The sequence below is a fragment of the Dokdonella sp. genome, assembly GCF_039926425.1.
Classification (GTDB): Bacteria; Pseudomonadota; Gammaproteobacteria; order Xanthomonadales; family Rhodanobacteraceae; genus Dokdonella_A.
In genome coordinates this window covers 1-21,025 of sequence record NZ_JBDSWZ010000093.1, presented here as the reverse complement: position 1 = coordinate 21,025, position 21,025 = coordinate 1, and the positions used below count along the sequence as shown (strand labels likewise).

The window sequence follows — 21,025 nt, the reverse complement described above, 5'->3', positions numbered from 1 at the left end:
GGGTAACAGCACGATCGCCTTGCGCCATCCGGTGAGTTCGCCCACCTTTCGAAAACCCGAATAAATCGAAATGCCCGGGCGAAACGCAAGGATCGCCGCAACGCCCATCAGAATTCCACCGATGATATGGTGGACAGCGGCTTGGCCATACGCGTCCTTCACCACGTGCAGGATCAATCCCGTGAGCACGATTCCGGCAACCAGTGCGATCTTGCCGAAGAGAGAACTTTGCATGCAGCGATCCTGCAAATTCGAATGAGGGAAGCGGTATCCGGCGCCGAATCGCTCATGCGTCGTGCGCAATCCGGGAACGGATTCCCGTCTTGCCGACCCGCTCTGGCTGCACGTCAGCACGAGAGCTTCAATCGACCAATGGCCCGCGCTTGCGATTCGGACATGCCAACCATCGTTCCGATAGTCTCACAAGACTCACCGTTCCGAGTCTGCTGCCGTCGGTTGCGCCGCATCGGTTCGTTCCGCGCGAACGCACATGCCTGGCAGAATGGCCCCGCTCGCAAGTTGAGCAGTTCCCGCTTTTCAAGATGCTCGCATCTTGCGACGCGAACCGATCTGGTTCGGCGCTACGCTCGCGCCGAACCCACTCCGTGTGCCGCTCCTCTGCAAGCGGTCCGCGAACGCGACGCGATCGCGCATTACCGGACTAAACCTTCGGAGCTCTGGGCGCATCCCAGATGCCTGCGTGCCGGACCAACGTGCGTGCGCGAGCGTCCATCGATCATCCATTCACTGGCAAGTCCAACGTGGGAACCTTCGTGATGCTCAAAAAATGCCGCTTCATCCCGATCATTGCCGCCGTCCTGCTGTGGCTTCCCTCTCTTCACGCAGCGACCGGTACGGTCGTCGAGGCCAATCGCCTCACCCGGCAACTGGTCCGCAAGAAAATGCAGGAGCAACGCATCCCCGCGGTGCAGATTGCAGTCGTCAGGAACCAGCGGATCGTGCTGTCGGAAACCTGGGGTCTCGCCAATGTCGAGAACCATATTGCGGCGAAGGCGACCACCCTCTTCCCCATCAATTCCGCAACCAAGTCGTTCACCGGGGTGGCGATGATGCAACTGGCGGAGGCGGGACTGGTCGATCTCGAGGCGCCTGTGTCGCGCTACCTCGACGACGTGCCCGAGGCGTGGCGCAGCATTCGCATTCGTCAACTTCTCGGACACACCTCCGGCCTGCCCGACGTCGTCGATCAAAAAGGCATGCTGGGCGGAGGCACCGAGCGAGCGGCTTGGGAAGCGGTGAAGAAGCTGCCGCTGGATGCACCGGTGGGAGAGCGCTTCTCGTACAACCAGACCAACTACGGTTTGCTGCAGCAGATCATCGCCAAGCAGGCGAAGACGCCGTTCGAGCACTACGTCGCGCAACATCAATTCGCTGTCGCGAAGATGCCCTTGACGACGTTCGGCGACAGCTATGACCTGGTGCCGGACGCCGCAACCATTTACGCCACCACGCCGCGCGGAACGCTGGCGGCGAATGACGGCGACCGCTTGTCCAAGTGGATCTACGAGATTCCCTACGGTCTCTGGGCCGGCGGCGGAATGCAGACGACGGCCGATGAGGTCGCGCGGTGGATCATCGCGCTGTCGGACGGCCGACTGATCAGCAACGATGATCTACAGAAAATGTGGGTGCCGGAGCGCTTGAACAACGGCGCCAATGGTGACTGGGCCGCTGGATGGCCGGTGCTGCACGCCCCACCCCAGCGGCAAGTGGCCGGCATCGGTGGCGCGCGCGCAGCGTTTGTCGTGTATCCCGACGATGGCCTTGCCATCGTGGTTCTGACGAATCTGGCCGGCGCAAATCCGCAGCGCTTCATCGGGCAGATTGCCGCGTTCTACAACGTTGCGACGATCGGAAACCATTGACGTCAGTGATGCTTGGAGGTGCCCACGAGAGCACCCTCGTGGGCGCAGCTCTGGAACGTTGCCATGGCCCGCGTCGTGCTCCATCGCCACTCCGAAGTCCGCATCGCCCGGGTGCGCGAACGGTCGCGGTGGGCGGTGAACGGGCTCGGCCGCCATCAGACTCCCGGCACCGGCAGGCACTCCATGACTTCGACTGCCTCACCCGGGAAAATCGAGAAGTGCGGATGGTTCTCGAACAACTTCGCCGCAGCCTCATGGGACTCGGCGGTAACGACAAGATAACCGGAGAGGTTGTTCTGGGCATTTGCGATTCCGATGCGCGAGATTCGCATCGTCTTTCCGACGGGTCCTCCCGCCACCGACACCTGGCTTTTGTACTTCTCCATCCACGCATGCCATGCGCTGATTCCGGCTTGGTTTCGCTCCTGTCGCTCGGTGTCGCTGAGCGCGTTCCATCCCGAATCCTGCATCGCGCCCGGCGAGCCCGTAAAAACCGCGAGAAACTTTTTCATGAAATTTCCTTGAGGTGACTGAGGGGCACTGCATTCGCAAGTGAGCTGCAACGCTCTCTCAATGACGAACAGGGGAGCAGATAATCGACATGGAACTCAGAAAAACGTCTGCGTTCGCCGAAATCAATCGACCGACAACAGACGTCCTTTATGGACGCACAGGTTGGACCCAACCGCCGCTGCCCGCGCCGATGGCGCGATACACAACACGCGATGGCCACGACGATGCAAGCGCCGGCCGACCCGAAGATCATTCCTTCAGCACGACTTGGCTTTCCGTGACACGATCGCGGAGCGACGCCGCTGCCGGCATCCGATCAACCGCTCCATCGCCACTCTGCCCCGTGCTGCGTTGGCCAGTGAACCTGCGGCTGATTCTCGCAATGATCAGGCGGCACGCAACCCAAGCGCGACCAGTACAGCTACACCCGCCAGCGCGGCCCAACCTGGATGGCGACCGTGCGTGCCGATCAGCACAACGATGGATGCCATGAGAAACGCGACGCCAGTTGCCGTGAGCACCGTGGCTCGAGCGGAAGCGACCGTGGTGGCGGAACCCAGCTGAAAGAGGACCGCCGCCAACGCGAAGCCGAAGACCGTGACCACATGCCACGTGGCCCACAGAATACGGATATGCCGCTCACTCAACGGAGGAGCACCGCGCGACGGAATCAACGATCCGCTGCGCAACTTTCGAAAGATGAGAATCTCGCCAAGTGCTGAATGAACCAGCCCGATCAGCACTGCAAGAACAGCGGCCCAAACCAGATAATTGTCCACGGGGTGATCTTCCTGCAATTTCTTTTGGACGAGCGTTTGAGTTGGTCGATAGAACGAGCCTTGCGGAACAATCAGGCCACTAAAAAGCTACCTGCGAACATTGTCGATGACTGTCTTGGCTTCACGCAATGACGCACCAGATTCCTGCCGGTAGAGCTTGATCGCATCAATGATCTTCCTCTCATTGACCAGCGCCCTCACGGCAATCGACGGTGTTGGCAAATCACGAACCTCTCGAATCGATTCTTTCTTTCGGGTAGCGAATAGAACGACCAGAAGCAGGATGGGGGCGATGATTGCGATGAAGGTGGTGGCCATGACGTATTTTTCTGCTTCCAAACGGGGCCGTAAAAAATGTCCGGTCGGCAATCTGTTCGATTTGACGGGTCTTGAGCACTGCCCGCCGATTGTAGAGCGTTCTGCGAGGTCTCTTTCTACTCGCCCGATGACCGACGCGTCAGGAACGTGACTTTCTCAAGCGACGACACGTCAACTGAGCGGCGGCTCAACCGTCTTCGGCGAAGCATCTCCATGGTGCGAAAATCCGGAGTTGCTGACAAACCATCTGATGCCAAACCTGACGAGGCTGTGGAAAAACCGACCCGATCATCCCGCTTGCGTGGAGTGAGGCGATCAAGGACGCCGGCAATGGCGTGGCAAAAAGTGGTCGCCGTGAGACCGCGGTCATTGCCGGCAGACCTTGAAGCACCGTTGGCCGACTCTTGTCCGTGTGATCCCAAACGAATGGCTGGACACGGCGATCAGTTGTTGGCGCACGGTACCGTACGCAGCTCTGGAGTGTCAGCGGACTCCCACGGTGCACGGTGAATCGTCTCGCCAGAACCCCAGCGGTACAGAAATGTTCGGCCGTCTTCAAGCTCACCAATCACCTCGATATCTGCGTTATTCGAGTCGAACACCCGCGGCTGGGAAATTTTGCTCACTCGAAGGCGTGTTCCTGCAGGAAGGGATGGGTCGACACGACTGGGATTGGCCGGGTCGATCAGCAGATCCGTCCTGGTCCAGGACATGACATGCACATCTCTCAAAAGCACCACGATGCCGGGCGCTTTGAGTGGCAGGCATGCGTTGCTCAGATCATTGGCGCGACAGGATGAAAGAAGCATGGCAAGCGTCAGAACGATGATGTGGAGCATTGAGGCTTTGCGGACTGGATGGGTCATGTGCGGCGTCCAAGAGTGAGTTCGGCCGCACCATCGCGCAGCCTGGCTTCAAGGTTCGATCAGGACTTTGTTCGATAGGGGTATCGTTTCAGCAACTCGTCATAGTGCTGCTTCTTGGTCGCGCCCCACTCCGGTCGCAAGGTCGTGAGCAATTTGATGTGCCTCTCGAACCTTTGCTGTCGCGGGTCTTGTCGCCGCAGCATGGAGAGCAACGATCGCCTGAGTCGCCAGGCTATGCTCGATGTCACATCGTCCATCAGCCAATAAAGGAGCTCATCTTCATTCCTTGCGATTCTTCGATGCAGTTCACAGCCCCGCTCCGTCACAACGTAGTTGAGTGCACCGTCGACGACTTCAACGTGAGCGTCACCGTTGTTCGTGGGATGGCGCTGAAGCTCATTTTGGAAGACCGGGAGTGGAGCGTTCGTTTCGAGTTGCTCCAGCAGGAATTCGTACTTTTCTGCGAGAAGGTCGAGGGGGTTTTCCATGAGGCCTATCTCAACGCTGAATAAATGGCCATAACCATCGACGTCGGATTCGATGGGTTCTGCGGGCCGGACCTGCCTGTCAATCGTGCAGTTCCGCTTTTGATTTCCCGATTTGCGCGCTCCGAGCGTGGTGTTGGCGGCACGAGGCGTTCACGCGGCGACCCGCGTTCGCGATACATATAGCGTCGCCACCCGGTCGTTCCTCCCGTTGGAGTAGATTCTCCGGCAGATCCTCGTCCTGCACCTTTGCCGCGGTGACCGCCGCGATGTGGACCAGACCCGTTCGACTGTCCACGCCGACGCGCATCGTCATGCCGAAGTGCCCTCGCTGACCTTTTGGGTCTGATGCGTGGGCGGGCCGCGCCCCTTGTCTGCATTCTTCGTCGAGCCTGGCGCAGCGATGATCGTCGCGCCAACGATGGTTCCGGTGCCTCCTTCAGGCCTCGCTTCTGCAGCGTCTCAGCGACGCGGGCGAACAACTGCGCCCCCAATTCGAGCGTCTCCAACAGGCCATGAAACTTCAGCAACGTCCCGCCTCACGATCTTCCAGCATCTGAACAAACACCTGAATTCGCCGGGCGCGAGTCTCGGCTCTTTTCGCAGTCTGGACTCGAAACAGCACGGAATATCTGTCCTGGGCGCTCAACGTGGCAAAGACTGCCTTTGCTTTGCCGCTGGCGTCCAGAGCAGCCTGAAGATCGTCTGGCACCGTGGCAGTTCTCGCAGAATCGTAGGCATCGTCCCAGCGTCCATCGCTTTTCGCGCGATCGACCTCCTGCAAGCCGCCGGCCTTCATCTCACCACGTTCGATCAGCGACAGCGCCTTTTCCCGGTTGATCTTCGACCAGATGCTCTTGCTCTTTCTCGGCGTGAACTTCTGCAACCAGTATTGCTCGTTATCAGGCTTCTTCTGGCCGTCGATCCAGCCGTGGCAAAGAGCGACGTCGACTGCCTCCGCATACGTGACCGACGGAATACCCGAAGACTTCATGGCCAGTCGCAACCACAGGCCTGACGATGCACCATGATTCTCGGCCAACCATTCAGCCCACGCCGCGATCGTCTTGAAGGATCGAATGTGCTGAAGTTCTTCAGTCTTGCTCACGTGAAGTCTGATCGCCTGATAAAGCCGGGCCGCAAAGCCGAATTGCCGTGAATGATCGTTTGCTGCACCTTGGTAACCCGAAGCGTGAGGTTTTTATTGGCGAAGACGTTTCCGACACTCGCCGCGGTACCGGTTGCGAACTCGACTTGGCGATGCTCGATAAAACGGCGCATGGATAGCCGGGGCGCGCGACAGTCGGGGAGCCATACAGCCACACATTCGCTTGCGGTCATTGCGCCGGTGAGGCTTTCTCGTAGTCGGAATCGAGGCCGTTTTCAGGCGCTCTGCGCCCGGCAGACGACAGCGGCGTGTCAGCATCGTTATGCCCCCGATATCTCTGGCACGAGGGCAAGCAGATCAGTCACGCCAACGTCGACGCCCGCTTGCGACAGCAATGTGGTGATCTGCCCACGATGATGGGTCTGGTGATTGAAGAAGTGCAATACCAATCCGAAGAACACCCTATTCGACATCTCACCGCGTGAGTTTGTGTAATTCATGACGTAGTCGAGATCGGTTTCTTTGATGGATCGCGCCCACTCAGTCGTCAGGTTGTCGAGAATGCTGCGCTGTGCCGACAAGCTGTGAAGATCGCTGTATCTGAGAAGATCCGCTGTATCCGGCATGGCCATGAGCAACATGGGCTCTAACGCACTGTATCCAGCCGGATGGCTGGCGAAGCGCTTCAGCCAGATGGTGTCAGCGATCACCAGATGATTAAGCGTTTTAAGGATGGAGCCGAAAAATGCTCCGCGATCAGCCGTCAGCTCGTCAGTGGGCAAACCGCGAGCAGCTGCATAGACGCTTTCGTTCATCCACCCGTTGTAAGAGGCCAACAGGTCAACCACACTTTTTCTGTCCACTTGGATCTCTCGACTGGGCATATCGGCGCTGCAGGACAACTGACCCCGATGTTGCTCTTACGAGGCAACGGGGTCGGCGATGATCAGTCAACTTGACCCGGTTCCTGAAACTCAGAAGTCTCGCCTGCCAGCGGCACACGCTGTCACGAGGGCGCTGAACCTCTTGACGCGGGTGGCCTCTTTCTTGGCGCTGATGATCAGCCAGTTGACCTTGCGCCTGTAGCTCGGCGGTAACGCCTTGTAGAACTCCCAAGCTGCCTTGTTCTTCATGAACTCGGCGGTTTCGCTCGCTGAAAGCTCGGGGAACTCTTCTTGTTCATACGAGCCGAGCCTGGACTTCGCCTCTGTTCTAAGGCTGAAGACGGCGAGACCCCCGTTCGTCATCTTACCCTCGGCCGCAAGCTCTGGTACTCGTCTGATGTTGACCGCGCTCCATCTGGAGTCTGGCTTGCGCGGGGAGAACCGGATCTTGTAGTGGTTGTCGTCGATGCTTGTTCGGACGCCATCGATCCAACCAAAACACAGAGCTTCATCGACTGCTTGCGGCCAGGTCAAAGTTGCTCTTCCAGTGTGGGTCTTGACGAAGCCAACAATGAGCTCAGACGCCTGCGCGCCATTGTCCTGGAGCCAGGCGCGCAGAGCAGAGGCGTCTTTGAAGAAGGTAGGAGCGGCAGACACGTTCGTTTGCTCGGCCTGACGAGACTCTGGAAAAAACGGGTCCCGATTTTGCTCGTATGAGGTGAGGCGATCAAGGGAGTCTGCAATGGCCAGCTAAAAGGTGGTAGGCATGAGTCCGCGGTTGCTGCCGGTGGATCTGGAAGCGGAGTTGATACCTGGGTCGTTCGCGCGCGCTGTCCATCACGTGGTCGACGCGCTCGACCTGTCCGCAATTGATGCGCACTTGCGCAATGATGCGGTGAACGCGGCGGCGCACGCTCCGGCGCTTTTGCTGTAGGCAATGCTGCTGGCATATACGAGGGGCATGGTCTGTTCACGTGCGATCAAACGCGCGTGTCGCGACTCGACGACCCCTGGATTGATCCCGTTCTCGCCCCGTTCTTGACCTGGCGAAGCCGCGGAAAACTGGGCCCGATCCTGCTCGCAGTAAGCGAGACGATCAAGGGCATCGGCGGTGTTTAGTAGACCTGACGCGTTCTTGCCACGCTATCACCACGACTCGCATGAAGCTCAGGGAAAAAAGCGTCATGCGGGTGGAATCGACGGGAATTGTCTTGCGGAACAGTCAGGTGTCAGAGCCGACGCATGGGAACTACATAAGTCTGATCATTCCCATGCTCGTCCTTCCAGCGTTGCGTGACCTCAACCGTTGAATCAGACGTACGTTCCCAGCAGAACGAGCTTGGAGCGTTGATCGGATCGAAACAAGCCTTGCCTGGAACAACCGTTGAGGCTTCCCATGTGAACTCATTCCAGTGTGATGTGATTCGACCTTCCAACAGTGAAACGGAACTACCATCTGTGACTTCCCCAAAAGTCGAATCTGCGAAACGACTCGATTGCATTTGGGCGTCGTTGGAGAAGCTGTATTGCTCATAGAAAGGCTTCCCGTCAGGGCCTGTGCCTACCCACCGGCCTTCCAGAAATTTCAGGTGCGAGAAGTCAGAAGGTGTAAACATGGATGGATCCTTTGGCAAGGCGGCACACGCTGAAACTTGAAGAACAAGAATTGCGATAAATAGCAAGCGCATTGAGATACCTCGATCTTGGACCTGACAACGCTGTGGAGAAACCGGCCGAGATCTTGCTCGAACAGAGCGCGGCGATCAAGGGAGTCGGCGATGGCGCGATAACGGATGGGCATGAGTCCACGATTGCTGCTGGTGGATCTGGAAGCGCAGTTGATGCAGTGGTCTTTCGCGCACGCTATCCACCACCTGGTCGATCTTCTCGATTTGCCTGCATTCGATTCGCCCTACCGCAACGATGAGCTGGGGGGGGGGGGGGTCGGCTCACGGACTGGCGGTGATGCTCAAGGTGCTGTTGGTGGCGCATTCACAACGCGCAGGCTGATCGCGCGGGATCGAACGCGCCTGTTGCGACTCAACTTCCGCCGTCTCTGTTATCCAAACCGGCGGCGAGGAGTGCTGCTTCGGACTTAACTTCCCCCGTCCCTGTTATCCCTGCTATCGCAACCGAAAGAACAGCCGGATGGGGGGCTTACAGCGCAATCAAGTTCCGCGCGCCGGCGTTGGCCTGCAAGGACTGTCCGTTGCGACGCCAACGCCTCCGCAAACCCCACACCACGTCCGTGCGTCAAGTCGCGGTACTCACGCGCAACGCCGCTGTCACGTACACGCAACGCATGCGCGAACGCATCGACAGCGAATCCGGCAAGGAACAGTACGGCCGATGCTTCGCAACCGTCGAATCCGTGTTCGGCAACGTGCGCCACAACAAGCGGCTCGACCGCTTCACTTTGCGTGGCCAGAGGAAAGTCGACGGCCAATGGAAGCTGTTCGCCTTGGCCTACAATCTGGAGAAGTGGGCAAGCTATCGAAAGTGGGCATGAAGGAAGGAAAGGCCCGCCCATTGATTGCGACGTGCTTCCAGCGAGGGTCAGCGTAGCTCCGAAGCGCAGCACGAGCGCGTCAGAGGACGACTACCGTGACGTGCAGCGATTCCATACTGCCGTCGCGGTCGTCGGGTGCGCGCGAAAAGCGGTTTTTTACAGCCTCAAGGTTGGATTTAAGCGGCCTGTCGTATGCGGGTCCACTTGAAGGGAGGGTTAGCCGGCATTCTACGCACCGGCCTGAAACCAACTAACGATCATTGCTCCGCCCATTGCGAACAGGCAAAAGTATGTGCCCAGTGCACCAATGAAGCGAAGTGGATGCCGCTCAGTGACGGCGGGCACGAGAAGCATGCCAGCCGCATGCATGATTCTGCAGGCCACGACAGCCACTGCCAGACCAACGACGAAGAGGCTGGGACCAAAAGATTGGAGGTAGAGGAGGCCAGCGACGAACAGTGGGATGTACTCCGCAGCATTGCCATGAGCGCGAATTGCCTTCGTTAGCGCAGCTTCCGGCACTGTGGAGTCGCTGCGGCGTTTGCGCCGCACTCTAGAAACGTTGAGGCTTAAGGCCCCGTAGAAGATGACCAGTAGAGCGACACAGAGAACGACGGTGCTATTCATGGGCTTTTATGGTTGCGCTGGGGTTTCTTGTGCCGCCTAGCGCTTGAGTTGAGCGGCGGCGCGGCCGTCCGCCTCGAACGAGTTTTTAAGACGCACTGCTATGCGCCGCAACTTGGACAGAAAGATCTCGAAAGTTTTCTGGAACGTCAGTTGTGCCGGCATACTCAAGCATGAGCTCAGTGTTTTCAACGAATGCGAGATAGCTTCCGGCTACCTCGCCCACTTGGCCAAGAACAACCGGTTTGCTAAGAACCATGCGTGCATTGGGTAATAAGTGATGGCGGACGGTGAGGAAGTACCCAACGCCAGAATGGCTGTAGCTCACAAACTCAGCGTCGCGGCAGATAGCCTCCACCACAACGCTGCCGAGCTTGGCATTGCCAAGAAGGCGAAGTGCTTCTACTTCAAATGCGCGAAAGTAGGTCATTTTCGGCCTAACTAGTATTGTGCCCCGCCTCCGGGGTGCTGCACGACATCGTTCAGCAACTCGGATCGCCGGTCAAGTGTGTTTGCGCAGTGTTTGAAGTGGCATCGCGGCGGAGGCGCGATCCATCCACGCGTTGCAACACGGCGAAAACGCGGGTGTATCAGTTACCGCCTCGGAACCGAGCATGTAGCAGAATGAAGGTTGCGGGCTTATCCATAACGGCCGCTGCGCCGCCGGGGTAAAAGTCTTGGGGGCTTCGATGTTCTATTCACTCGTTCGAGCGGGCAACGCCGATCGTCGTCAATGCGGCCGCACTCACCGCCCCGACCAAAGTCTCCCCCCGCGCCCCTGCGCATTCCGCTAGCCTGCCCGAAGCCCCAGGCCGGACGCTTCGCCATGACTTACGACGCCCTCTACCGACAATCGATCGACGACCCGGAGGCGTTCTGGGCGGAGCAGGCGAAGGCGATCCACTGGCATCGACAGCCCGATCGCATCCTTGAGTACGACACCCCGCCGTTCCGGCGCTGGTTCGTCGGCGGCGAAACCAACATCTGCTACAACGCGGTCGATCGACATCTTGACGCGCGTGGCGATCAGCTAGCGCTCGCGGCGATCTCGACCGAAACCGGACAGCGGCAGCACTTCACCTACAACCAGCTCTACCGCGAAGTGAATGATTTCGCCGCGGTGCTGGTGTCGCTTGGCGTCGGGCGTGGGGATCGCGTGGTGATCTACATGCCGAACATGGCGGAGGCGGTGTTTGCGGTTCTTGCGTGCGCGCGTCTTGGCGCGGTGCATTCGGTGGTGTTCGGTGGCTTTGCGCCGCACAACCTTGCGTTGCGCATCGATGATGCGCGCGCATCGTTGCTGATCTGCGCGGATGGCGGCATGCGCGGTGGCAAAGTGACCCGGTACAAGCCGCTGGTCGACGAAGCGCTCGCACTGGCGACCTATCCGCCAAAGAACGTGCTGATCGTTTCGCGCGGACTTGATCCGGAGCTGACCCTGATTGAAGGCCGCGACGTCGACTACACAACGTTGAAGGCGCGGCACGCGGGCGCCGACATTCCGGTGACGTGGCTCGAGTCGAACGAGCCGGGCTATCTCCTCTACACATCGGGCACCACCGGCAAGCCGAAGGGCGTTCAGCGCGATGTCGGCGGGCACGCGGTGGCACTGATGTTGTCGATGCGAACGGTGTTCGATGTCGGCCCGGGCCAAGTGATGTTCTCGACCTCGGATGTCGGCTGGGCGGTTGGACACAGCTACAACATCTACGCGCCATTATTGGTCGGTGCCACCTCGCTGTTGTACGAGGGGCTGCCGACGCATCCCGACCCGAGCATCTGGTGGCAGCTCTGCGCCGAGTACGGCGTGCGTACGATGTTTTCGTCGCCGACCGCGATCCGCGTGTTGAAGAAGCAGGATCCGGCCTTCCTGACGAAGCACGCGATGCCGGAGCTGAAATGGCTGTTTCTCGCCGGCGAGCCGCTCGACGAACCGACCGCGCGCTGGATCTCGGACGCCATCGGCAAGCCGGTGATCGACAATTACTGGCAGACCGAAACCGGCTGGCCGGTGTTGTGCCTGCAGCCGGGGCTGGATCTGAAGCCGGTCAAATACGGGTCGCCTGGACTTCCCAATTTCGGCTTCAAGCTCCGCGTCATCAACGAGGTCACAGGCGTCGAAGCGGCGCCGAACGAAAAAGGCGTGCTGGTGGTGCAGCCGCCGTTGCCGCCGGGATGCATGTCGACGATCTGGAACGACGACGAGCGTTTCCTGCGCAGTTATTTTTCTCATTTCAACGAACTGCTCTACAGCACGCTCGACTGGGCGATCCGCGACGACGACGGCTACACATTTCTGCTTGGTCGCACCGACGACGTGATCAACGTGGCCGGGCATCGGCTCGGCACGCGCGAGATCGAGGAAGCCTGCGCCAGCCACGCGAGCGTCGCCGAAGTCGCGGTGATTGGCGTGCACGACGAACTGAAAGGGCAAGTGCCGGTCGTATTCGCCACGTTGAAAGCCGCGACCGAAGGCATTGAGCGGCGCCTCGCCGGCGAAGCGTTGCAGCGCCAAGTGGTCGAACAACTTGGCGGCGTGGCGCGGCCTGCGCGGGTGTATATCGTCAGCGCATTGCCCAAGACGCGATCGGGCAAGTTGCTGCGCCGGTCGATCCAGGCGCTGGCGGAGCAACGCGACGCCGGCGATCTGTCGACGCTCGACGATGCGAGTGCGCTGGACGAGATTCGCGCGGCGTTGGTGCGTGGGCCGGAATGGGGTGGCTGATGGCGCGACAGAGCCGATTCGCGAAACAGGCAATCGGTCGACGCAGGCTCTTGTCTGCCTGCGGATCGATTCGATGATTGCGTCAGGGAAGCGGCGAGGTTGGAGCGACAGAACACCCTCTTCGCTCGTTGCGCATTTCACAATGTCCGGTCACTGCACACTCTCGCGCGGCCCAACCTGCGAGTCGATCAATGCGCGCAGCGGTTCCAGCGGCATCGGCCTTGCCATCAGGTAGCCCTGGCCTTCCGTGCAGCCGGCGGCACACAGCCAGTCGAGTTGCACGTCCGTTTCGATGCCTTCGGCAGCGGTCTTGATGCCGAGGTCGTGCGCGAGTGCGACGATCGCGCGGATGATCGCGGTGGCATCGGCGTTGAGTCCGATGTCGGCAACGAACGATTGATCGATCTTGATCTTGTCGAACGGGAACGAGCGCAGCGAGCGCAGCGACGAATAGCCCGTGCCGAAATCGTCGAGAGAAATGCGCATGCCGACATCGCGCAGCGCATAGAGCGCGATGCGCGTGGCGGCGTTCTCCGCCAGCAGCGCGCTTTCGGTCACCTCCAGGTCGAGTCGCTCCGGCGCCAGCCCGCATTCGTCGATGATCTTGACCACATTGCGCACCAGGCCCGGCATCACCAGTTGGAGCGGAGACAGGTTCACCGCGATGCGGATCTGGCGGGGCCAGTCTGCTGCTGCGCAGGCGGCTTGGCGCAGCGCCCATTCGCCCAGCACGCCGATCAGGCCCATCTCCTCGGCGATGGGGATGAACTCCGCCGGCGAAACCTGGCCGCGCGATGGATGGTGCCATCGCAGCAGTGCTTCGGCGCCGATCACACGTCGCGTGGAGAGCATGAAAATGGGCTGGTAGGCGAGCACAAAGTCACCGTTGTCGATGGCTTTGACGAGATCTGCCTTCAACGTGCGGCGCGACTGCAAGGCGGTTTCAAGCTCCGCGTCGAAAAAGCGCCAGGCATTGCGGCCTTCGCTTTTGGCAACGTGCAGCGCCATGTCGGCCCGGCGTGAGAGTTCGGCCAGGTCGATCGTCGCATCGATCGCCTGCGCAATACCGATGCTGGCGCCGATCGTCACCACGCGTCCATCCAGCTCGAACGGCGCGTCGAACGCGGCCACGATGAGGCCGGCAAGTTCGGTGGCATCGGATCGAGCACGTGAGGTGGCCTGGATCAGCGCAAACTCATCACCCCCGAGATGCGCGACAAACGCGCGGTCCGTCGCGCACTCGATGAGGCGCTGCGCCACACGGCCAAGCAGCAGGTCTCCGGCGTGGTGGCCGAGGGTGTCGTTGATCGCCTTGAAGTCGTCGAGATCGACGAACAGCACGTTTGCCGATTCTCCAGCGGCGAGCGCCGCCAGTAGCGCGCGGGCATGCTCGTTGAAATGCGATCGGTTGGGCAGGCCGGTTACAGCGTCGAAATAGGCCAGCTGGTGGATGCGCGACTGATTGCGCTCGTGTTCAATCGCGATCGCACACAGGTGCACACACTTGTCGACCAGTTCGCGCTCGAGGTTGGAGGGGCCCCGCCGGGTACGGTAGTAGAACGCGAACGTGCCGATCACCACGCCGTCGCCGGACTTGATCGGGCTCGACCAGCACGCCTCGAACCCGTGCGGAAGGATCAGCTCGCGATAGTCCACCCACAACGGATCGGTCGCAATCTCGATGGTTTCGACCGGTTCGCCGCGCCACGCTGCCGTTCCGCAAGAGCCGGTGTTCGGGCCGATTTTGCAACCGGCGAGCGCCTGCGAATACTCCGCTGGCAGGCTCGGCGCGGCGACCGGACAGAGAACGCCAGCAACGGTATCGATGGTGAGAATGGTGCAGGCGACGCCAGGCGCATTGCTTTCGACCCAGATGCAAAGCCGCTCCGCAACCGATTGCAGGCTTTTCCCTCGTGCAATGTCTTCCAGGATCTCGTGCTGGAGGCCAGGCAGCCGTTCTCTGGAGAGTGATTCGCTCATGCTCGATCCATGGTGCGCGCCTTCGTGCCCCCGCTCTTGGCGCGCCTACAATCCCTGTTGTTCACCGTACTCTGATCACGTCGGTGCGCCTACGCTATGGTACGCCGAGTTGCGCCTTTCCGTTCAGGTTGAGTGACTCGGTCTTTTCCCTCCCTCGGACAGGACATTCGCGGGATCGGACGGAGGCCCCCGATCGTCGAGGTGCGGGTCGGAGTGCGCAGTCGGCACCGGCCGATGATGGTCGTCGAACGCGACATCGCCCGGGATCCAGCCGGCACGGGTCCACAGCGCGCCCCAGAACCGGCGGAACGCGCCCCATTGCATCGCAACCACGCCACGTCCGTTGTCGGCGTCGACCATCGGATCGCCGACGCCGGTCGCGCGCGGTGGTTCGCCGTACAGCGCGGTGCCGAACAGCACGTCCCACAGCGACAGCACTTGTCCGTAATTGCAGTCGTGCAAACGTGGGCGTTCGGGATCGACGCGCATGTGATGCAACCGATGGAACTTCGGGTCGACAAACATTTTTTCGGCGATGCGTCCGAATCCGAAGCGCACGTTCGCATGGCTGAAATTCTGCGCCAGCTCGCCGATGAACATCAGCAGCGCAAACTCCTCAGGTTCAACGCCAATCGCCAATCCCACGGTTGCCAGCACCATCGACTGCAAAAAGCCGTCGACGTAACTGCCGCGGTCGTTCGTCCAGCAGCTCATCTGGCGCTGGCTGTGATGCATGCTGTGCAACGCCCACCACCATGGGATCCAGTGTTGCGTGCGATGCATCCAGTAGTAGGTGAAGTCGTAGATGACGTAGTAGACGAGAAACAGCACCAGCGGATGGTGGTCGAACCACGGCAACCAGTGCGCGAGTCCGCTGGTCGCGGTTGCGTCGGGAACCGCCGACGCGCCGCCGCCGAACGCGTTCGCGAGCGGCGTCAGCACCAGATACGCGAACAGCGGGTTGAGACCGAGCAGCATCACCAGCGTGTAGGTGCGATCGATGCGCGTGAGCCCGCGATCGGTCCACGGCTCGGCAGGCGCGAAGGTTTCCAGCGGTCGGAGTACGCAGGCAATCACCAGCACCTGCGCGATCGCAATCAGCACCGCACCGGCAATCTCGCGCGGATCGCCGGCGAGCCCGTCCAGATGAACCAGCGCAAGGAACGGAACGATCGCGTGCGCAGTGAGCGCGTCGACGAGAGAGGACCAGATCAAAAGCATGGGGTGATTCTATCGCGCGCGCGCAATCGTATGGCCGGGCGTCCTGGCGGTGGCATAGAAGCAATCGCGGAGCGACACACGACGCACAGCGTTTTTTCATTCCCCGGCGAAACGGGGAAGGTGCCGAAGGCGGATGGCGGCGCCCTTGATCCTGATCGTGCGCTCCCGCGAAAAGCCGCCCCCTACTGCCCTGCCGCGCACCTTCCCCCCCCGCTCCGAAGGGGAAGGATTCATTGGTGGGGAATTGACACGAAGATCAGTACGGCGAGTTCGCGCAACGCACGTGTGTGTGAGCGCGGAACGCTCAGGTCGGCATGGCGCCGAGGAAATCCAGCTTGCCGATGTCGACACCGCTGTGACGGAGGATCGCGTACGCCGTGGTGGCATGGAAGAACACGTTCGGCAGCGCGAACCCAAGCAGATACGCCTGCCCCTGGAAATTCAGGTCGTTGGGGCCGACCTTGAGAGAGATCGCGCGCTCTTCGCTGCCGTCGATCTGTTCCGGCTTGATGGCTTTGAGGAACGCGATGGTCTTTGCAATGCGCGCCTGGAGTTCGTCGAAGGTGGTTTCATTGTCGTCCCACGCAGGGCGCTCGACCTGCGCAAGGCGCCCCGCCGCGCCCTTCGCGTTGTCACTGGCGATCTGCACCTGACGCGACAGCGGAAGCATGTCCGGGTAAAGACGAGCGTTGATCAGCACGGACGGATCGATCTTGCGGGCCTCGGCATACGCGGCTGCCTTGTGCAGGATCGCCGAGAGGTTGTCGAACGTGCGGATGAAAACCGGCACCGAGGCCTGGTACATGGAAAGCGACATGCAATTCTCCTGAAGATGAGGGGACCGCCCCGCAACGGCTGATCCCACGTGGAGGCGGCGCGCGCGGAAACAAGCGACCGCGCCTTCTGGCACATCGCGGTGCGCCCCAATGGGTTTAGTCTCGAGGACTCTCTCCGACGACTGGATTCCGCGATGCGCACGCGACTGACTGTCTCCTTTCTGGCCGCATGCATGACGGCGCTGGCAACCCTGTCGCTTGCTGCATTTGCCGCCGACGACGCTGCAAAGGACGCAAAAGACGGCGCCAAGGGAGAGGAGTTCCAGCTCGCACCGTTCCCGGCGGACAAGACCGTACGCGAGACGACCACCGTCGACGGTCGCAAAATCAGCTACGACGCCACCGTCGGTTCGTTGCCGGTACTCGACGAGAAAGGCAAATCGATCGCCGACGTGATGTTCATCGCCTACACGATGCCTGGCAAGGATCGTCCGGTCACCTTTGCGCTCAACGGCGGCCCGGGTGCGTCATCGGTGTACCTCAACCTCGGCGCACTGGGTCCCAAGCGCGTGCAGTTCGGCGCCGAAGGCAACAGCCCGTCCGACCCGGCGATCGCGGTCGACAATCCGGGCACCTGGCTCGACTTCACCGACCTGGTGTTCATCGATCCGGTCGGTACCGGCTTCAGTCGCTCGCGTGTTCCCGAAGACGAAGCGAAAAAGAAGTTCTACGCGGTCGAGGCGGACATCGATTACCTCTCGCGCATCGTCTACGACTGGCTGGTGAAAAACGGCCGTCTCACATCGAAGAAATACCTCGTCGGCGAAAGCTACGGCGGTTTCCGCGGCCCGCGCATCACGCACACGCTGCAGACGCGACTCGGCGTCGCGATGAACGGAATGGTGCTGGTGTCGCCCTATCTCGATCCGGCAGCGAGTGACAACGGCGACCTGTCGCCGCTGCCGTGGATGCTCACGTTGCCGAGCATCGCCGCGGCGAATCTCGAGCGCCAGGGCAAGCTCACCGATGCGGCGATGGCCGAGATCGTCGCGTACACGCGCGGCGACTACGTGACCGACCTGCTGAAGGGACGCTCCGATCCGCAGGCGACCGAGCGCATCGTCACGCGTGTGACCGAACTGTCCGGGCTCGATCCGGCATTCGTGCGCCGCTCTGGCGGACGTCTCGAAACGCAGGCATTCCTGCGCGAGGAATTTCGCGGCGAGGGCAAGCTCGGCAGCCGCTACGATTCCAACGTCACTGGCTGGGATCCGTTTCCGTTCTCGCCCGACCAGCGCACCAACGACCCGATCCTCGACGCGATCATCGCGCCGACCACCACCGCGATGGTCGACTTCATCACGCGCACCGTCGGCTGGAAAACCACAGCGCGCTATTACGCGCTGAGCTACGAAGTGGGTCGGCTGTGGTCGTGGGGGAAGGACGACGAGGAAAAGAACAAGGGCTCGGTCGAGCAGTTGCGCCAATCGGTGGCAGTCGATTCGAAGCTGCAGGTGCTCATCGTGCACGGCTGGGGCGATCTGTCGTGTCCGTTCATGGCGTCCAAGCTGATCGTCGACCAGATTCCGCTGATGGGCGACCCAACCCGCGTGCAGGTGAAGGAATATCCAGGCGGCCACATGTTCTACAGCCGCGCCGACAGCCAGGCCGCGATGCGCCGCGACGTGATGAAGGTGTATGCCACGCACTGACCTGTAGGCTGGACGCCCACCGGGCGGCCGGCAGCTCCTCGGTTCACTGCAAGCAAGGGCCGCTGAACGACGCACGTGGCGTGAGCGCCTTCCCCACTTGCGCCGGCCCGGTGCGATCCACACACTGGGTGTCTCGTACCGATACGCCGTTCCGATGCTTTCATCCGACCTCAAGGGCAGCGCGCGACTTGCAGTGGACGCGACGCTTGCCGCGACCGACCTCGTCGAAGCCATGCACCACACGATCGCGCGGTTGCCGTGGCGCCCGGTCGAGAGCGATGCACGCACGCACGGGGTCACCGGCTATGTCTACCGCGGCATTCGCACGCTGACCGGATGGATCGGCTCGGGCGTCGACCTTGCAATCGGACAGCTGCAGCCGCTGATCGACCGGATCAGCCGTCAGGCCGACGGTCCCACGCGCGATGCGCTGGTGTCCGCGCTCAACGGCGTGCTCGGCGACCACCTCGCGGCCACCGGCAATCCGCTCGCCTTGCCGATGACGTTTCGTCGCGACGGACACGTGCTCGAGCGCGCACCCGGCGGACGCGCGTTGCTGATGATTCACGGGTTGTGTCTCAACGACACGCACTGGTTGCGTCACGGCCACGATCACGGCGCCGCACTGCAGCGCGATCTCGGCTATCGCACGGCGTACCTTCGCTACAACACCGGCCTTCACGTCTCGATCAACGGTCGCGAACTTTCCGAGCAGCTGGAGCGCTGGCTCGGCGACGCGCAAACACCTGTCACTGAACTGGCGATCGTCGGCTACAGCCTCGGCGGACTGGTCGCGCGCAGCGCGTGCCACTACGCGGCAGAGGCCGGGCATCGCTGGCCACGGCGCCTCAAACATCTGGTGACGATCGCAACACCGCATCACGGCGCGCCGATGGAGCGCGGCGGCAACTGGATCGACATGATGCTCGGCGCGACGCGCTACAGCGCGCCCTTGGCTCGCCTCGGACACATTCGCAGCGCTGGCATTACCGACCTGCGACACGGCAGCCTGCTCGATTCCGACTGGCGCGGAGTGGATCGCTTCGCCGCCGATGCGCCGTTGCCGAAAACGGTCCCGCTACCGGTGGGCGTCACCTGTTCTGCGCTCGCAGCAAGTACCGGAAAGCGCGCGGACGATCTCGGGGGTCGGCTGTTTGGCGACGGAATTCTGCCCGTCGACAGCGCGCTCGGGCGGCACCCGGATCCACGACGAACCCTTGCGTTTGCAACGGAACGGCAGTGGACCGGCTACGGCATGAACCATCTCGACATCCTCGGGCGTGCAGAATCGTTTACCGCATTGAAGGGGTTCCTGACTCGGCCGCCTCGCGCTCAGCGTCGTCGTTGACGCTACAGAACAGCGCGGCGATCAAGAGGTCGATCACCGCGCGTCTTTGTACGCCTGCACGATTACTTCGGCTTGCGCATTCCCTGATTGCCGCGCGCATGCGTGGTGCTCGCGCCATAGGTTGCCTCGGCGTCCGGCGCACTCGCCATTGGCGGGCCGTGACTGTTCGGATCGTCGTGCACATCGTCTGCCGTTGCGTCGTGACGACCCGTGTACGCATTCGCGGCGGGATAACTCGGCCCTTGTCGCACCCGTTCCTGTTTGGCACGCAACAGTTCCTGGAAGTGCGCGATCGCAACATCCGGTGCCACTGCACCGCCGCCGTTGGCCGCACTCTTCGGCGACGCAGGCGGGGATTTGCGCGTTTTCATTGGCGCGGTCGAAGACGGTGGCGGCCGTTTTGCGGGCGCAACCGGCATCGAGGCCGACTTCTTCGTAGGCGCCGGCGAGCTCATTGCGGTGTTCGCAAGTGATTCGTGACGCGCTTTTGTGACGCCGACTTTCTTGACCGATGTCGTCCTGGGGGAGGTTTTCGCCGCGGATTTTTTCCCGACCGGCTTGGATGCAGTGGACTTCGCATTCGCCGCGCCCACGGCCGCTTTCGTTACGGCACTCGGCTTGCTGGCGCTCTTCGTCGACGCGACCTTGCTCGCTGGACGCTTCACTGCGGCAGCCTTGGTGCCCGTGCGCCTCGTTGCCGAGCGTTTGGCGGTCGCCTTCTTGCCGACGCTCCGTGCAGCGGGCTTTTTCACCGCCTTCGAACCATTTTTCTTTGCGGCCTTCTTCACCGCCACTTTGCTGACGGTTTTCTTTGCGACAGTTTTCTTTGCGACGGACTTCTTGGCGGACGTTCGCGGGATCGCAGCCTTCTTCGACGGCTTTGCGGCACTGGCCGCCACCGTCTTCTTCGTCGCTTTCTTCGCGGTCGCTTTCTTGGCGACCTTCTTTACGGCGGTCTTGCGGGTTGCTGTCTTCTTCATCGCTGTACCTCGTCGGATCCATGGACAGCGCCGCGCAAGCGCTGACGCAATGTCCTGAGTACCAACCTCGACCTTTACCCAAGGTAAGCGTCCCAGTCGGCCTTCAGGAAAAGATGGAACGAGAAGGAGACGAACGCCGCGAACAACGCCCAAAAAACCACTCTCCGTTTTTCTCTCGCGTTCCTCGTGTTCTTCGTGTTTCAGGCTTTTGCTATTGCTTCTGCGACGCCGTCACCGGAGATCGCACGAACTCCACCACATCGCCAAGTGTCGGCGCGAGCGAGGTGTAACGGATGCCGGCAAGAATGCGG

At 61.1% G+C, this 21,025-nt stretch carries 23 protein-coding genes; 7 read left to right on the top strand and 16 right to left on the bottom strand.

What is annotated here, in order from left to right:
• On the bottom strand, positions 1–234 hold a 234-nt coding region (locus ABIV12_RS06325), incomplete at its 3' end, for a hypothetical protein (RefSeq protein WP_348057391.1).
• Positions 235–776: 542 nt separating this feature from the next.
• Between ABIV12_RS06325 and ABIV12_RS06320 the strand changes: the two genes are divergently transcribed.
• Entirely contained in the window at positions 777–1,886 is a 1,110-nt protein-coding gene (locus ABIV12_RS06320; protein WP_348057389.1) for a serine hydrolase domain-containing protein, read from the top strand.
• Between the two features lie 155 nt (positions 1,887–2,041).
• Here ABIV12_RS06320 and ABIV12_RS06315 read toward each other — a convergent pair whose 3' ends face one another.
• The 8 genes from ABIV12_RS06315 to ABIV12_RS06280 all read right to left on the bottom strand — a co-directional run bounded on the left by ABIV12_RS06315 (position 2,042) and on the right by ABIV12_RS06280 (position 7,496).
• Positions 2,042–2,398: a hypothetical protein gene (locus tag ABIV12_RS06315; RefSeq protein ID WP_348057387.1), complete on the bottom strand. Its 357-nt coding sequence runs from the start codon at positions 2,396–2,398 to the stop codon at positions 2,042–2,044.
• Between the two features lie 387 nt (positions 2,399–2,785).
• Complete coding sequence (locus ABIV12_RS06310; RefSeq protein WP_348057385.1) at positions 2,786–3,178, bottom strand: hypothetical protein; 393 nt, start codon at positions 3,176–3,178, stop codon at positions 2,786–2,788.
• A gap of 87 nt (positions 3,179–3,265) precedes the next feature.
• A complete protein-coding gene (locus tag ABIV12_RS06305; RefSeq protein WP_348057383.1) occupies positions 3,266–3,496 on the bottom strand; it encodes a hypothetical protein in 231 nt (76 codons plus the stop codon).
• 443 nt (positions 3,497–3,939) lie between these two features.
• Positions 3,940–4,362 (bottom strand): hypothetical protein, encoded by a 423-nt coding sequence (locus tag ABIV12_RS06300; protein ID WP_348057381.1) that lies wholly within the window; start codon positions 4,360–4,362, stop codon positions 3,940–3,942.
• A 59-nt stretch (positions 4,363–4,421) separates the two neighbouring features.
• Positions 4,422–4,850, bottom strand: coding sequence for an Imm63 family immunity protein (locus ABIV12_RS06295; RefSeq protein WP_348057379.1), 429 nt, complete (start codon positions 4,848–4,850; stop codon positions 4,422–4,424).
• Positions 4,851–5,370: 520 nt separating this feature from the next.
• The gene (locus tag ABIV12_RS06290; protein WP_348057377.1) at positions 5,371–5,955 is read right to left on the bottom strand and encodes a YdeI/OmpD-associated family protein; all 585 of its coding nucleotides are present in this window, start codon (positions 5,953–5,955) and stop codon (positions 5,371–5,373) included.
• A 320-nt stretch (positions 5,956–6,275) separates the two neighbouring features.
• Positions 6,276–6,818: a DinB family protein gene (locus ABIV12_RS06285; RefSeq protein WP_348057375.1), complete on the bottom strand. Its 543-nt coding sequence runs from the start codon at positions 6,816–6,818 to the stop codon at positions 6,276–6,278.
• A gap of 111 nt (positions 6,819–6,929) precedes the next feature.
• Positions 6,930–7,496, bottom strand: coding sequence for a YdeI/OmpD-associated family protein (locus ABIV12_RS06280; RefSeq protein WP_348057373.1), 567 nt, complete (start codon positions 7,494–7,496; stop codon positions 6,930–6,932).
• A gap of 109 nt (positions 7,497–7,605) precedes the next feature.
• Here ABIV12_RS06280 and ABIV12_RS06275 point away from each other — a divergent pair, with 109 nt between their 5' ends.
• Positions 7,606–7,773 carry a hypothetical protein gene (locus ABIV12_RS06275; RefSeq protein WP_348057371.1) on the top strand — a complete coding sequence of 56 codons (168 nt, stop codon included), beginning with the start codon at positions 7,606–7,608 and terminating at the stop codon, positions 7,771–7,773.
• 295 nt (positions 7,774–8,068) lie between these two features.
• Here the strand turns inward: ABIV12_RS06275 and ABIV12_RS06270 are convergent, their stop codons facing one another.
• A complete protein-coding gene (locus ABIV12_RS06270) occupies positions 8,069–8,527 on the bottom strand; it encodes a hypothetical protein (protein WP_348057370.1) in 459 nt (152 codons plus the stop codon).
• Positions 8,528–9,027: 500 nt separating this feature from the next.
• On the opposite strand from ABIV12_RS06270, the gene ABIV12_RS06265 reads away from it, so the two are divergent.
• On the top strand, positions 9,028–9,348 hold the full coding sequence (locus ABIV12_RS06265; RefSeq protein WP_348057368.1) for a transposase: 321 nt from the start codon (positions 9,028–9,030) through the stop codon (positions 9,346–9,348).
• 228 nt (positions 9,349–9,576) lie between these two features.
• Here ABIV12_RS06265 and ABIV12_RS06260 read toward each other — a convergent pair whose 3' ends face one another.
• Together ABIV12_RS06260 and ABIV12_RS06255 are read right to left on the bottom strand one after the other, a co-directional pair.
• Positions 9,577–9,975 (bottom strand): MAPEG family protein, encoded by a 399-nt coding sequence (locus ABIV12_RS06260; RefSeq protein WP_348057366.1) that lies wholly within the window; start codon positions 9,973–9,975, stop codon positions 9,577–9,579.
• A gap of 85 nt (positions 9,976–10,060) precedes the next feature.
• On the bottom strand, positions 10,061–10,402 hold the full coding sequence (locus ABIV12_RS06255) for a hypothetical protein (protein WP_348057364.1): 342 nt from the start codon (positions 10,400–10,402) through the stop codon (positions 10,061–10,063).
• A 396-nt stretch (positions 10,403–10,798) separates the two neighbouring features.
• Here ABIV12_RS06255 and prpE point away from each other — a divergent pair, with 396 nt between their 5' ends.
• Complete coding sequence (gene prpE, locus ABIV12_RS06250) at positions 10,799–12,697, top strand: propionate--CoA ligase (protein ID WP_348057362.1); 1,899 nt, start codon at positions 10,799–10,801, stop codon at positions 12,695–12,697.
• Positions 12,698–12,847: 150 nt separating this feature from the next.
• Here prpE and ABIV12_RS06245 read toward each other — a convergent pair whose 3' ends face one another.
• From ABIV12_RS06245 to ABIV12_RS06235, 3 genes are all read right to left on the bottom strand, one after another.
• Positions 12,848–14,677, bottom strand: a complete 1,830-nt coding sequence (locus tag ABIV12_RS06245) for an EAL domain-containing protein (protein ID WP_348057360.1) — start codon at positions 14,675–14,677, stop codon at positions 12,848–12,850.
• A 123-nt stretch (positions 14,678–14,800) separates the two neighbouring features.
• The gene (locus ABIV12_RS06240; protein WP_348057358.1) at positions 14,801–15,898 is read right to left on the bottom strand and encodes a sterol desaturase family protein; all 1,098 of its coding nucleotides are present in this window, start codon (positions 15,896–15,898) and stop codon (positions 14,801–14,803) included.
• A gap of 304 nt (positions 15,899–16,202) precedes the next feature.
• On the bottom strand, positions 16,203–16,715 hold the full coding sequence (locus tag ABIV12_RS06235; RefSeq protein WP_348057356.1) for a DUF1993 domain-containing protein: 513 nt from the start codon (positions 16,713–16,715) through the stop codon (positions 16,203–16,205).
• 153 nt (positions 16,716–16,868) lie between these two features.
• Between ABIV12_RS06235 and ABIV12_RS06230 the strand changes: the two genes are divergently transcribed.
• Together ABIV12_RS06230 and ABIV12_RS06225 are read left to right on the top strand one after the other, a co-directional pair.
• A complete protein-coding gene (locus ABIV12_RS06230; protein WP_348057355.1) occupies positions 16,869–18,386 on the top strand; it encodes a S10 family peptidase in 1,518 nt (505 codons plus the stop codon).
• Positions 18,387–18,540: 154 nt separating this feature from the next.
• Positions 18,541–19,734 carry a hypothetical protein gene (locus tag ABIV12_RS06225; RefSeq protein ID WP_348057353.1) on the top strand — a complete coding sequence of 398 codons (1,194 nt, stop codon included), beginning with the start codon at positions 18,541–18,543 and terminating at the stop codon, positions 19,732–19,734.
• A 62-nt stretch (positions 19,735–19,796) separates the two neighbouring features.
• On the opposite strand, the gene ABIV12_RS06220 is transcribed toward ABIV12_RS06225, so the two are convergent.
• Positions 19,797–20,105 (bottom strand): hypothetical protein, encoded by a 309-nt coding sequence (locus ABIV12_RS06220; protein ID WP_348057351.1) that lies wholly within the window; start codon positions 20,103–20,105, stop codon positions 19,797–19,799.
• 133 nt (positions 20,106–20,238) lie between these two features.
• On the opposite strand from ABIV12_RS06220, the gene ABIV12_RS06215 reads away from it, so the two are divergent.
• A complete protein-coding gene (locus tag ABIV12_RS06215; protein WP_348057349.1) occupies positions 20,239–20,772 on the top strand; it encodes a hypothetical protein in 534 nt (177 codons plus the stop codon).
• The last annotated feature ends 253 nt before the right edge of the window (positions 20,773–21,025 follow it).